This window comes from Mycobacterium yunnanensis (assembly GCF_025823185.1).
GTDB classification, from domain to species: Bacteria; Actinomycetota; Actinomycetes; order Mycobacteriales; family Mycobacteriaceae; genus Mycobacterium; species Mycobacterium yunnanensis.
The window spans coordinates 200,952-213,612 of record NZ_JACKVK010000005.1 but is presented as its reverse complement, the minus strand read 5'-3'; the positions used below and the strand labels follow the sequence as shown (position 1 = coordinate 213,612).

Annotated in this window: 14 protein-coding genes; 4 read left to right on the top strand and 10 right to left on the bottom strand. The window is 67.0% G+C overall.

The genetic code is table 11. The features are described 5' to 3' along the window. Positions 1-11: 11 nt before the first annotated feature. From H7K45_RS08235 to H7K45_RS08205, 7 genes are all read right to left on the bottom strand, one after another. Positions 12-446 carry an ester cyclase gene (locus H7K45_RS08235; protein ID WP_263995299.1) on the bottom strand — a complete coding sequence of 145 codons (435 nt, stop codon included), beginning with the start codon at positions 444-446 and terminating at the stop codon, positions 12-14. A 122-nt stretch (positions 447-568) separates the two neighbouring features. Then, positions 569-1,408 carry an aldo/keto reductase gene (locus H7K45_RS08230; protein WP_263995298.1) on the bottom strand — a complete coding sequence of 280 codons (840 nt, stop codon included), beginning with the start codon at positions 1,406-1,408 and terminating at the stop codon, positions 569-571. After that, positions 1,405-1,713, bottom strand: coding sequence for a putative quinol monooxygenase (locus tag H7K45_RS08225; protein WP_263995297.1), 309 nt, complete (start codon positions 1,711-1,713; stop codon positions 1,405-1,407). The genes H7K45_RS08230 and H7K45_RS08225 overlap by 4 nt, the downstream gene beginning before the upstream one ends. 6 nt (positions 1,714-1,719) lie before the next feature. After that, entirely contained in the window at positions 1,720-2,895 is a 1,176-nt protein-coding gene (locus tag H7K45_RS08220) for a zinc-dependent alcohol dehydrogenase (protein ID WP_263995296.1), read from the bottom strand. Further along, positions 2,892-3,386: a hypothetical protein gene (locus H7K45_RS08215; protein WP_263995295.1), complete on the bottom strand. Its 495-nt coding sequence runs from the start codon at positions 3,384-3,386 to the stop codon at positions 2,892-2,894. The genes H7K45_RS08220 and H7K45_RS08215 overlap by 4 nt, the downstream gene beginning before the upstream one ends. Next, positions 3,383-3,958 (bottom strand): type 1 glutamine amidotransferase domain-containing protein, encoded by a 576-nt coding sequence (locus H7K45_RS08210; protein WP_263995294.1) that lies wholly within the window; start codon positions 3,956-3,958, stop codon positions 3,383-3,385. Before H7K45_RS08210 ends, H7K45_RS08215 begins: the two co-directional genes overlap by 4 nt. Positions 3,959-4,046: 88 nt before the next feature. Beyond that, a complete protein-coding gene (locus H7K45_RS08205) occupies positions 4,047-5,225 on the bottom strand; it encodes a glutathione-independent formaldehyde dehydrogenase (RefSeq protein WP_263995293.1) in 1,179 nt (392 codons plus the stop codon). Between the two features lie 165 nt (positions 5,226-5,390). Here H7K45_RS08205 and H7K45_RS08200 point away from each other — a divergent pair, with 165 nt between their 5' ends. After that, a complete protein-coding gene (locus tag H7K45_RS08200) occupies positions 5,391-6,440 on the top strand; it encodes a helix-turn-helix transcriptional regulator (protein WP_263995292.1) in 1,050 nt (349 codons plus the stop codon). Between the two features lie 41 nt (positions 6,441-6,481). Here the strand turns inward: H7K45_RS08200 and H7K45_RS08195 are convergent, their stop codons facing one another. Further along, positions 6,482-7,657 carry a M20 family metallopeptidase gene (locus tag H7K45_RS08195; RefSeq protein WP_263995291.1) on the bottom strand — a complete coding sequence of 392 codons (1,176 nt, stop codon included), beginning with the start codon at positions 7,655-7,657 and terminating at the stop codon, positions 6,482-6,484. A 197-nt stretch (positions 7,658-7,854) separates the two neighbouring features. Between H7K45_RS08195 and H7K45_RS08190 the strand changes: the two genes are divergently transcribed. The 3 genes from H7K45_RS08190 to H7K45_RS08180 all read left to right on the top strand — a co-directional run bounded on the left by H7K45_RS08190 (position 7,855) and on the right by H7K45_RS08180 (position 10,531). Beyond that, positions 7,855-8,154, top strand: a complete 300-nt coding sequence (locus H7K45_RS08190; protein ID WP_263995290.1) for a WXG100 family type VII secretion target — start codon at positions 7,855-7,857, stop codon at positions 8,152-8,154. A 107-nt stretch (positions 8,155-8,261) separates the two neighbouring features. After that, positions 8,262-9,977, top strand: coding sequence for an alpha/beta hydrolase (locus H7K45_RS08185; protein ID WP_263995289.1), 1,716 nt, complete (start codon positions 8,262-8,264; stop codon positions 9,975-9,977). A gap of 8 nt (positions 9,978-9,985) precedes the next feature. Continuing rightward, a complete protein-coding gene (locus H7K45_RS08180) occupies positions 9,986-10,531 on the top strand; it encodes an LppA family lipoprotein (protein WP_263995288.1) in 546 nt (181 codons plus the stop codon). 8 nt (positions 10,532-10,539) lie between these two features. Here H7K45_RS08180 and H7K45_RS08175 read toward each other — a convergent pair whose 3' ends face one another. Further along, positions 10,540-11,622, bottom strand: a complete 1,083-nt coding sequence (locus H7K45_RS08175) for a M20 family metallopeptidase (protein WP_263995287.1) — start codon at positions 11,620-11,622, stop codon at positions 10,540-10,542. Continuing rightward, a complete protein-coding gene (locus tag H7K45_RS08170; RefSeq protein WP_263995286.1) occupies positions 11,619-12,647 on the bottom strand; it encodes a LacI family DNA-binding transcriptional regulator in 1,029 nt (342 codons plus the stop codon). The genes H7K45_RS08175 and H7K45_RS08170 overlap by 4 nt, the downstream gene beginning before the upstream one ends. Positions 12,648-12,661: the final 14 nt, after the last annotated feature.

Here is a 12,661-nt window from a genome sequence, read left to right as displayed (position 1 = left end):
CTGCCATTCGATCAGAGGGCAGTGTCAGCCGAGAGCCGGCCAAGTTGGATCAGGACGGTGAGCAGATCGGCGATTCCCCAGTGGTCGGTCAGTCGCCCGTCGCGAACACGAAACACGTCGATCGTGTCGAATTGGACGGGCAGGCCAGTGCCTGGGACGCCGAGGAATTCGCCACGGTGGGTTCCGTGGTAGGTCTTGAACGTCGTGACCTTGTCGTCTTCGACTGCTTGCCAATGGATTTCGGCATGGAAGTCGGGAAAGGCGGTGCGCAGTCCGGTGTACAGGGCTCGGACGCCGTCCTTGTCCGCGGGGACGCCCTGCTGCGGGGTGTGGTCGGTGAAGTCGTCGGCGAAGATCTCGTCGAATACGGCGAAATCGCCGCCGTTCTGGACCGCCTCGATGTTGCGACGCACGACGTCGACGGATGCGTTCGGGCGGACGGTCATGACTGGCTGCTCCTCCTGGGTGGATTCGGCGACCCATCGTCCGAGTTCTATAACGGTACTGATAGAACCAGCCGGACGATATCAGGACCCACCAAGGAACGCGACGCAGCCCGGTACGGCCGTCAGAGCATTTCGAGCCGGCTCGGTCTCGTAGCCGGCGGGAACGCGTCGTCGAGCACTTCGAGGTCGTCGGGGCTCAGTCGAATCTCAGCGGCGGCCGCGTTTTGGCGAACGTGCTCAGAGGTGCTCGCGCGCGGGATGGTGTTGACGTCGCCGCGGCACAGCACCCAGGCCAGCGCGATTTGCGCCGCCGTGGCGGTGTGGCGCCGCGCGACCTCCTCCAGCGCCGGATGTCCTAGAAGGCGGCCCTGCTCGATGGGGGAGTAGGCCATGACGGGGATGCCCCGTTCGGACAGCCACGGCAACAGGTCGTACTCCGGCCCGCGACGCGTCAGGTTGTAGAGGATCTGGTTGGCCTGTACCTGGTCACCGCCGGGTACACCGGCCAACTCGACCATGTCGTCACGGTCGAGGTTGCTCACCCCCCAATAGCGGATCAGTCCGGCTGCCACCAAGTCGGCGAAGCCCTCGACGGTCTCGGCGAGCGGGACGCTTCCCCGCCAGTGCAGCAGGTAGAGATCGATGTGGTCGGTGTTCAGTCGCGCGAGGCCTGCCTTGCAGGCACGCGCGGTGCCGCCCCGGGTCGCGTGGTTCGGCAGCACCTTGTCCACGAGGAAGACGTCGTCACGGCGCCCGGCGATCGCCTCGCCGACAAGGGTTTCCGACGCTCCATTACCGTACATCTCGGCGGTGTCGACCACGTTCATCCCGAGATCGAGCCCGAGCCGAATGGCGGCGATCTCCTCGGCCCGGCGCGCGGGACGTTCGGCGAAGTGCCACGTGCCTTGGCCCATCGCAGCGATCGGCTCACCAGAGGGAAGCGTCACATGGCGGGGAGTCACTCTGCGCCGGGCAGCTTGTAGGCGAGCACGTCGACGCTCTGGATGCTCGGTTCTGCGCTGAACAGCTCGCCCCCCTTCGCGGCAAGGGCTTGGCCGACACCCCCCGACAGGTGGCTTTGACGGGCGGCGTCGTCGGGAAACACGTCGAAGATGCCAAAGGTCGACTCGTCGAATCGAAGGGCGAACCAAGCGCGCGTCCCCGGTTCCTGTTCGACGATCGAGCGCGCGTCGCGGAGAAACTGCGCGACCTCCTCTTCCTTGCCGGCCTTGGCGTGCAGCGTGACTGACAGTGCAACGTGAATCATGTTCCCTCACTTGGTCGGCTGGAAGACGGCGCGGACGCAGCCGTCCTGCTTCTCCTTGAACATTCGATACCCCCGCGGACCGTCGTCGAGGGGCATGACGTGGGTGGCGAGGTGCTCGGTGTCGAGCTCGCCGTCGGCGATGTGCTGCAGGATCTGCGGGATGTAGCGATGGCCGTGCTGTTGTGCGCCGCGGACGGTCATGCCCTTGTTCATGATCGCGCCGAAGGGGAACTTGTCCACCAGGCCGCCGAAGACACCGAGGGAGAACAGGCTGCCGCCCTTGCGGCAGGCGTAGATGGCTTCCCGCAGCGCAGTGGGCCGGTCGGTCTGCAGCCGCATCTGTTGTTTGACTTGGTCGTAGAGGTACTGCGCGCCGGTGCCGTGAGCTTCCATGCCGACGGCTTCGATGCACACGTCGGGACCACGGCCGCCGGTGCGTTCCTTCAGCTCGGCGGTGACACTCTCCTTGGTGTAGTCGAGGGTTTCCGCGCCGATGTACTGGTGGGCCTGTGCCAAGCGTTCGGGAAGCCGGTCGATGATGATGACCTGCTCGGCGCCCTTCAGCATCGCCGCTCGGGCGGCCATCTGCCCGACTCCGCCTGCCCCCCACACCGCGACGACGTCGCCCGGGGTGATGCCGACGAGATCTGCTCCGGTCCAGCCGGTGGGGGCGGCATCCGAGGCGAACAACGCCGCCATGTCCGACACCCCGTCGGGGACCGGGAACGCCCCGTGGTCTGCGTAGGGAACGCGGACGTATTCGGCGTGGCTGCCGGCGTAACCGCCCAGTGCGTGGCTGTAGGCGAAGCAGCCGCCGATCGCAGATCCCCACATCGTCTCGGTAAGAGCGGGATTGGGGTTGCCGTTGTCGCACAGCGAGAACAGCTCGTGGGTGCAGTACCAGCATTCTCCGCAGGCGATGAAGGAGCACACCACCACCCGGTCACCGACCTGGTGTTTGCGAACCGACGGACCGACTTCGACGACCTCGCCCATGAATTCGTGGCCGAGCACGTCACCGGCACGCATCGTCGGAATGTAACCACCGAGTAGGTGCAAGTCCGATCCGCACGTCGTCGTGAGCTTGACCCTGAGGATGACGTCGTGGTCGTTGAGGATCTTCGGGTCGTCGACCGTCTCGACGGCGGTCTCGTTGACGCCGGTCCAGCAGAGAGCCTTCACAGCAGTCCCTCCCCACCCGTCCGGCGGCTCGCCATCTCGACGAGCTTGCCTGTCGGTGTCTCGGTGCGGGTGCCGTGCGGGGTGGGGTCGACCCGCAGCACCTCACCGACCTCGATGAGTTGTTTGGCTTGGCGCAGCGCCGCGCGGACCTGCTCGCGGGGGTCCTCGCCCGACACCCGCGCTCCGACCGATTGCAGGCCACTGGGTTCCGGCCGTCGCAGGCGGGCGGCGAGTTCGGTTCCCTTGTCGCCCGGGGCTTTACGGACCTTCACCTCGACGAGGTCACCCAGTGCTGCGAGCGGGTCCGGCACCCGGCCGTCCGGCATGACTTCCTCCGGGCTCTTGTTGATCGTCACGCTGCGCCACCGCGAGTGCGGTTCCGAGTCCCCGGCATGGGTGCCTTGGCTGCCGAGCGCGCGTTGCAACTGCTGGACCAACTGACCGGCCACACCCAGACCCGCGTTCGCCACCTTGCTCACCGGGCTGCTCACGAGCCGCTTCCCGCGCCGGCGGTCCGTGAGGCCTTGCTGAACAGTTCCACGATCGCCGTGCAGAAGGCAGGCAGGTCGTCGGGTGAGCGGCTGGTGATCAGGTTTCCGTCTCGGGCGACCTCTTCGTCCACGACGTTGGCACCGGCGTTGCGGAGGTCGGTGCGGATGCTCGGATAGGACGTCAGCGTTCGGCCCTCCGCGACACCGGCCTCGATCAGCGTCCAGGGTCCGTGACAGATCGAGGCCACCGGCTTCCCCGAGGTCACGAAATCGCGCACGAACCCGACCGCTGAATCGTCGGTGCGCAGCTGGTCCGGATTCACCGTGCCGCCGGGAAGCAACAGAGCGTCGTAGTCGTCGATTGACGCGGACTTGACCAGGGCGTCGACCGAGAACGTCCCGGCTGCGTCCAAGTCGTGGTTGCGGGCTTGGATCTCGCCGTCATGCAGGGACAGCAACTCGGTCGTGGCCCCGGCGTCCTGCAACGCCTGCCTGGGCTGTTCCAGTTCGACGCGCTCTACCCCGTCCGCCGCCAGGATCGCGACCCGCGTCCCGCGCAACTCGTCTGCCATTGTTCTGCTCCGTTCCATGTGAAGGGTGACGGCGTGCCCGTGCGGGCAGGCCGCTGGTGTCGTAGGTCAGTCTCGAAACGACAGGGGGTCAGCTGGCTCCTGCTCCCGCCTTCTGGCGGCCGGATGCGCCGGGCTTGAGCACGACCTTGGTCCAGCCGTCGTCGCGCGAGTCGAAGTGGGAGTAGGCGTCGGGCGCCTGCTCCAGCGGCAGTTCGTGGCTGACGATGAACGACGGCTCGGCCTTGCCTGCGGCGATCAGGTCGCGCAACTGCCGGTTGTACCTCTTGATCGGCGCCTGGCCGCTGCCCATGGTTTGGCCCTTGAACCAGAACATCCCGAAGTCGAACGCCACCTGGCCGTTCTTGGCCAGTTCGTCAGACGCGCCGGGATCCTGGGGCACGAAGACTCCGACCGTGCCGATTCGGCCGGTGAACCGCACCGACTTCACCAGCTTGTTCAGCGTGTCGTTCGGGTGCTCGTTGCCCTGGGGGTCGTGTGCCTGGTACCCGACGCACTCGCAGCCGTTGTCTGCGCCCAGCCCCTTGGTCTGCTCGAGCACCGCCTCGACCGGGTCGACCTTCGAATCGTCGATCGCGATCGCGCCGATCGACTCGGCCAGGCGCAACCGGTCGGGGTGCCGGTCGACGACCATCACCTTGCTGGCCCCGCGGATCGTGGCCGACAGGGCGGCCATCAGCCCGACGGGCCCCGAGCCGAAGATCACGGTCTGGTCGCCCGGCTTGACGCCGGCCATCTCGGTGGCGTGGTAGCCGGTGGGGAAGATGTCGGCCAGCATCACGTAGTCGTTCTCCCTCTCCTCGGAGTCCTCGCCAAGGCGTAGGCAGTTGAAGTCACCCCACGGGACGCGCAGTAGCTCGGCCTGGCCGCCGGCCCACGGCCCCATGTCCGCGAATCCGTAGGCGGCGCCGGCCCACCCATCCACCGGCTGGGCGGTCAGGCAGTAGTTCGTCAGCCCCCGCTCGCAGTTCTTGCAGTGCCCGCAGGCGACGTTGAACGGGAGCACGACGCGCTGGCCGACCTGCACCTTGTCCACACCGTCGCCGACTTCGATGACCTCGCCGAGGTTTTCGTGACCGAACCACCGGCCGGTCTCGAAGTCGGTACGGCCTTCGTACATGTGCAGATCCGACCCGCAAATGTTCGTGGCGGTGATGCGCACCAACACATCGGTGGGCCGCTCGATCCTGGCGTCCGGCACGTCCTTGACGCTGACCTGACGTGCCCCGTCGTAAACCACTGCCTTCATGTCTGCTCCTGTCCCATGCGTACTCGTCGGACGGAGGGGTACGCGGGCCATCTCGTGCCGGCGCCGCGGATCCTCACCAACATCAGCCAACGCCAACTCCGTGCCGCGGCGCATCGGCAGAACGACCGATGACGGAGCTGGCGTGGCGGCGGACAGAAGGAGACCATGCATCGATCAACCGACCCGGGGCAGATCGCGACTGAGGTTGCGCGGATCGCGGCCTTGCCCGGCGAGCCGACCGAACGCGCAACGGCGCTGCTGGAGCCGCTGCACCGGTTGCTTCCGTTCGACGGGGCGTGGTTTGCCCTGTGCGACGACAAGCGCCGCGGACACCGCTCGCTGGTCAGCACGGGGTGGGACCGGCACACCGCCGCCTATCTCGACGGCCCGGTTCTGGTCGAGGAGATCGAACGACTCGGGATGACTCGCTCGCGCGCCGCGCTGCGGGTCGTCGACTTCCCCGTCCCCGCCAGCGAACTCCGATCGTGGGCGGAGTGCCTGCTGCCCGCCGGCCTCCGCGAATGCCTGAATATTTGCCTGTTCGCCGCGGACGGCCGACACCTGGGGTTCCTGGGCCTGTTCACCGTCAGCTCGGCGGTGCCGTCGGAGGCCGCCCGCGATCTGCTCGCCGCTCTCGCGCCAATGCTGGCCCAGGCCGTCGACCCCCTTCGCTCGGCGACCGCGGCGGCTCAGCTGATGCACTCGGCGACTGCCGCGGTGATCCTCACCCGGTCACGAGGCGTCCTGACCGTTCCCGGACTACCCGACCACCCGGCGTTGCGTCCTGGATCACCGGCACTTACCGCGGCCAGCGCACTGCTGGACGGAGCCCAGACCTCGTTCCTGCTCCCCGCTCCTGAGGAATGCGACGGCTACCTGACCGCGACCGCCTTGGACCTGCCCGATGCCGAACCACGCGACGCGAGCGCGATCGTCATGCTCTCACCGTGCGGAGACTTGCACGGTTTGACCCGCCGCGAGCTCGAGGTGCTCGGGTTGCTCATCGCCGGCCGGCACAACACCGAAGCCGCCCAGCGCCTCGGCGTCACCGTGCGAACGATCGCCACCCACATCGAACACATCCTGTGCAAACTCGACGCCAACACCCGGGCGCTCGCTGCCGTGCGGGCCCAACGTCGCGGTCTGTACATCCCGCCTGCCCTGCTGCGAGACCGGCGTTCTCGCAGGGGAATTCCCACCGAGACCCTTCGATGAACGTGCGGAACCCTGGTGGGTAACGGGCCTCGTCGCGGTGGCTACGTGACGGAGAGCAGCGTCTCCACGGCGCGTCCGTACCCGTGCATGGCGCGTGTGATGTCGTCGAGAAGGACCCGCTCGTCGGACGTGTGCGCAAGAGCCGGGTCTCCGGGACCCCAGATGATCGTCGGCACCCCCGCCTCACTGAGGAACGACGCGTCGTTGCACGCCTCGTCGAATCCGAATGATGCGTGCCCGGTGATTGAATCCGCCGCGTGGTACGCCGCTTGTGCCAGGTCGCTGTTCTCGTCGAGCAGGCATGGGGGCCAGCGTTTGACGACGTCGAGTCCGAATTCGAACGAAGGATGACGCTGGGCCGCCCGAGCCACGGCGGCACGCAGGTCGTCGATGATCGCGTCGGCCGAGTCGCCAGGCTGCAGACGCCGGTCGATCGTGAACACGGCGGTGTCGGCGATCGAGTTGGGCACCGTGCCGGCATGAAAGGTCGTGATGGTCAACGGGTTCGACTCGGTCGGGGTCTGTTCGGCACGCTCACCCTTGGCCCCCAAGTCGGTCACCAGTTCGGCGGCGACGGGAACCGGGTTCAGACCGGCGCCGGGGATCCCCGCGTGTGCGGCGCAGCCCCGCACGGTGACACTCACCCACAGCAGCCCGCGGTTGCCCAGAAACGGCTGCAAGCCGGTCGGCTCCCCGCAGATCGCCCAGTCATATTCCGAGAGGCCATGTTTGGCAATGTAGGGGATGAGGCCGCTGTCGCTGCCGGTCTCCTCATCCGCGTCGACCAGCAACGTGACACTGCCCCGTCGAGGCCCGCCACACGATTGGAGGGCGCGCAAGACACCGGCGAATCCTGCCAGACCGGCCTTCATGTCACAGGTGCCTCGGCCGTAGAGGTACCCACCGTCGACGTCGGCGCCAAAGGGGTCGCGCTGCCAGCCCTCGTCGACGGGGACGACGTCGACGTGTCCCTGCAGCAGGATGTTGACACCCTCGCCAGGGCCCGACACGCGCGCCCGCAGCATCGGAGCCCCGGCGGCCGATCGGGACACGTCGACCTCGATCCCCGAATCCGCCAAGTACGACGACAGTTCGGTGAGTGCCGATTCGACCGCCGCGGTGTCGGAGGTGATCGACGGGCACCGTACGAGACGACCGGTCAAATCCAGGACCGAGCCCTCGACGCGTGTGAGCGCTGCTGCGAATGCGGATGTCATGACTTGCTTCCCGGTCGACGTCATCTTGCGACCCTGTCGCTTGAGAGTGTGCCGCGTCCGCGGCGCTCGCGGGTGACGTCGGGGTAACGGTACCGAGCGAGAAATCGCCGCCAAACTGCCCGTGCGTAGCGGTTTATCCTTGAGCGGAAGCGTTCGCGCCGCGGCGACGGCCGCCCGGAAGCAGGGGGTTGGATGACATGCCGGAGGATCTGAGGGTCGACCCGATCGACCTGCGCCTGTCATCGGACCACATGGACATGCATCGCTCGGAGTTGGCAGCGGCCCACACTGCGGCCAACGGCGACATCGAGGCCGCGCAGGCAGGCTGGGTTGGCGCGTCGGGAGCTGCGCTGCAGGCGAAGCTCGCCGAATGGCAAGACGTCACCGTCACGCTGACCACCGACATCGCAGCACACGGCGAAGCCTTCACCAACGCCGCTCAGGGCTACGCCACCGTCGACCATGACGGCGCCAAGCACGTCGACGAACAGCTCTAATGCCGTTGACCTTGGCGGACATTCAACGGTGGAACTCGGGCGCGATCAGAGATGTCTCCTCCGCGCTCGCCAAACGGGGCGCGTCCGCTGACGACGTCAAAGCAGGCTTGACGAAGTTGCCGCTGGTCAACACGTGGCAGGGCACCGGCGGAGATGCCGCCCGAGCCTCGCTGGACGAGCTCAGTGCCTACCTCGCAGCGCACGGCGAAGAGATGAACGAGCTGTCCTCCGCGACGCGCGAGTCCGCCGACGACATCGACCGGATCAAGGCCAGTCTGGCGGCGATCGACGCCGACGCCCGGCGCGAGGGTTTCTCCATCGATCCGGCGAGCGGCGCGGTCACACCACTGCACACGGACATGGTGGGCGACCCGATCTACGCCCTCCAGCAAGCTGACCTGGAGACACGGATACACCAGCTGCTCCACGCCGCGAACACCGCCGACGCCGAACTGGCACGAGCGATCAGCGGGGCCACCGCCGACGCTGCCGGACGCCCCGACGATCCGCGCGTACGCGACGCGTTGACCAAGCCGCTGCCCGAGGATCCGCAGCAATTCCACGACCTGTGGGAGGCCCTGACCTCAGAGCAGAAGGACGCGCTCTACCAACGTGACCATTCCATCGGCAACCACGACGGGATGCCCGCCGTGGACCGCGACTACTACAACCGGCTGACCCTGGCCGACCAGCTTGCCGCGGCGAAGACTGCCCAGGCCCACGCCGATGCGCTCAAGAACCAGCACCCCGACTGGGCCGCCGGGCGTGAACCCAACGTCAGGATGCCCGGCAACTACGCCGCCAACAAGGCGGCCTACGCGGCGTGGAAGGAGAAGTACGACGCGGCCACCGCGGGCGCCAAGAACTTGTCCGACCTGCAAGCGGTGGACAAATCCGTCGGCGACTTCCCCGACCGGAAGTTGATGTTGCTGGACACCACGAGCGGCGAGATGGCCCACGCGGCGGTCGCGATCGGTGACCCCGACACGGCAAGCCACGTCTCGGTCACCGCACCGGGCCTGAACACCACCGTCCACGGCAGCATCGGGAGCATGACCGAGGAAGCGGCCAACCTTCAACGCGAGACGTACCGTCAGCTCGGCAACAGTCCCGGCCACGAGCTGGAGAGCGTGTCCACGATCGCTTGGATTGGCTACGACGCCCCGCAGATCCCCGGGTGGGACGAGAAGGCCGCCTCCTTGGCGGGAGCATGGGGTGTCAGCCACGACGACATGGCCAAGGTGGGTGCGCACCATCTGGCCGGCTTCTACGACGGAATCAAGGCCAGCCACGAGGGTGTGCCCGCCGACGTCACCGCCATCGGCCATTCCTACGGGTCCCTCACCACCGGCCTCGCCCTGCAGGAGCCCGGCAACCACGGGATCACCGATGCAATCTTCTACGGCTCCCCGGGCATCGAGGCAACCACGCCCGGACAGCTGCAGCTGCCAGAGGGGCATGTGTTCACCATGGAAACCCCGGACGACCCGATTCAAGCCGTGTATGACAGCAAGCCGTGGCTCCACGGCCTGGGTGCGCTACCGCCACCGTTTGGGCCCCTCGCAGCCACGGTGGTCGGCGGCATGGATCTCACGGGCGCAGGGGACTTCGGCCCCAATCCAGCGACCAACCCCAATTTCACTCATCTCGAAACCGGTGCCACCGCAGTACCCAACGGGCAGGGTGGAACCATGAGTCTCGGCGGGGCGTCCGGGCACAGTGACTATCCACGGTTCATGGACGACGGCACCCCGCGGACCACCAACTACAACATCGCCGCCATCATCGCCGGCCTCGACGACAACGCCGTCCGGCAGAAATGAGACCACAGATGGCGAACACCACTCGCTATGCCGCGGCACTGTCTGTCGCAGCGATCGCCCTACTCACGACGGGATGCCACGTGTCTCAACCCGATCCGCCCACACCGACGACCACGGCCGCGCAGGCGCTCGACCAATTGAAGTCGCTGCCGTCCCTGGAAGACACGAAGACTCAGTTGCAGGGCGTCGTGGACGAAATCAAGGACGCCGCCAACCGCGTCGTGCCGGACCTGGGGTGGCAGACGCTGCACGGCGAGACCGCCGGAAATTGTCAGGCCCCATTCGAGCAGACCGACGGCAAGCGACTGTTCCTACCCGATGAGGTCGCGCCCGGTGCGGACGTGTCGGAAGAAGATTGGGCAGCAATACTTTCCGCCGCCAGGGCGGCTGCCGCGAAGCTCGACGCCACAGACGTCCAGGTGATGCAAGACGGGCCGAGAAATCACGACGTCGGCTTCTACGGCCCGACCGGCATCTTCGTCAAAGTCGGGTATCAGGGGAACCTCACCATTGCCAGCTACACCGGCTGCCGGCTGCCGAACAGCGCCAAGTAGGCCACCGGTCACGAATCGTGGCCCCATGAGTCGACAGCGGAGCCGAAGTGCGCAGTGGCGAGCTCGAGATCGGAGATCGCGACGCGCTCGTCGACGGCGTGCATGGCCGTCGGGTGCCCCGGGCCCCACACCACGATCGGGACACCGGGAAGCGCCTGCGCGATGTAGGACCCGTCGGTGAAATATGACACGGCATCGTGGGAGACGACCGCGGGAAGAGTTTCGAGCCAGGGGGTTTCGGACGGCGTCCACACCGCAGGTAAGTCGATCAGGGTGTGGATCTCGTCGATCTCCGGCTGTGACGCCCACCAGTGCAGCAGCTGCTCTTGGTCTCCAACGGTTCGGTGGTCGACGATGGCGCTGGCGGCAGCGGGGACGATGTTCGGGACGGTACCGCCGTTGAGCTGCCCGAGGTTCCACGTCGACTGGCGCAGATCGGGATGAGTCGCCAGCGGCAATTCTGTCCGGGCGCGCTGAAGGACGTCGAGCAGCTGGTGAATGGCGTTGACGCCGAGGTGGGGTGTGCTGCCGTGGGCGGCCACACCGCGAGCGACGATCTCCAACCAGAGTGCACCGCGGTGGCCGAGGTGGACGGTGTTGGAGGTCGCTTCCGGGATGATCACGGCGCCGAAGCGGTGCTCCGACAGTGCGGGGACGGCGCGCTCGGCCCCCAGTGAGCCGACTTCCTCGTCACTGGTGAGAAGCAATGCCAGCGGTGTGTCGTCGCTGGCATCTGCCAGGGCGGCTACGGCGGCGACGAGGCCGGCCTTCATGTCGACCGAACCCCGACCGAGGAGATGACCATTGTCGATGTCGCCCCCCAGGGGGTCGAATTCCCAGTCGGAGGGTACACCGACTGGAACGGTGTCGACGTGGCACGCGAACAGCAGTCGATTGGCGTGTGGGCGAGCATCATTGGTGAGTAGTGCCCATGGATGTGCGCTGTCGAGATCGCCGTGAACTCGGAGCATGGGACGAGTGCGTCGCGCCTCCGAGATGCAGATGTCCATGACACGTCTCTGCGCGGCGGCGTCTCCGGAGGTGGTGTCGATCGAGACCAGACTGGCGAGAAGTCCCTCGGGGTCCGTCACCGAACGCCCGATCCGACGCGGGTGGACGCCGACGACTCTCGGACGACGAGCGTCGACCCGAGGGAGGTGCGCGTCAACTGACGCCCCGGGTCGCCCTCTATGGCTTCGGCGAGCAGCCGCACGCCTTCGGTCGCGATCGAGGCGAGGGGCTGTGCGATGGTCGTCAGCGGGGGAGTGCTCAGTGCCGCGAAGGGGATGTCGTCGAATCCGATGACGATCACGTCCCCGGGTACCTCGACGTCGAGTTCACGGCATGCCTGCAGAACACCCAACGCGATCAAGTCGTCGGCACACACGATGGCTTCGGGGCGCGACACCCCACTGAGGATCCGCCGGCCGGCATTCTGACCCCATTCCACCGTGTAATCGCCCAATTCGATCCACTGCGGGATCACCGTGATCGCCTGCATGTCAGCGTGTTTGAGGAAACCGTCGCGACGCAGCTCGGTCGAGGAGTTGGTGAGCTCCGAGCTCACGAACGCGGCACTCCTTACGCCACGGTCGCGGAGATGCCCGACGACCAGCGACTGGGCGTAGTCGTCGTCGATCCCGACCCAGTCGGTGTCCGTGTCGCGCGCACGTCTGTCGACCTGCACTACCGGTGTGCGGGCCGCAGCCGACCGCACCGCGGCAGCGCTACCCGTCTCGTGAGTGGGGCTGACGATCACACCGTCGACCCTGCGGGTAACCAAGGACTCCAGACGCCGCGCCTCGATGTCGACGTCGGATTGCGCGTCGCACAGCAGCATCTGCCAACCACGTTGGGCGAGAGCGTGATCGACGTGCTGAATGAGCGCGGTGAAGAACGGGTTCGATATGTCCGGCACGACCATGCCGATGGTGTCGGTACGGTTGCGGCGCAGCGAGCTGGCGATGACGTTGCCCGAGTAGCCCAGTTCGGCGACGGCGCTCTCGATGCGAGACGTCAGCGCCGGCGACACGTTGGTCGCACCCGCCAGGGCACGCGACACCGTGGCCGTCGACACGCCCGCGAGTTCGGCGACCTGCTTGATCGTCGGACGCACCAAACCCCCTCGTG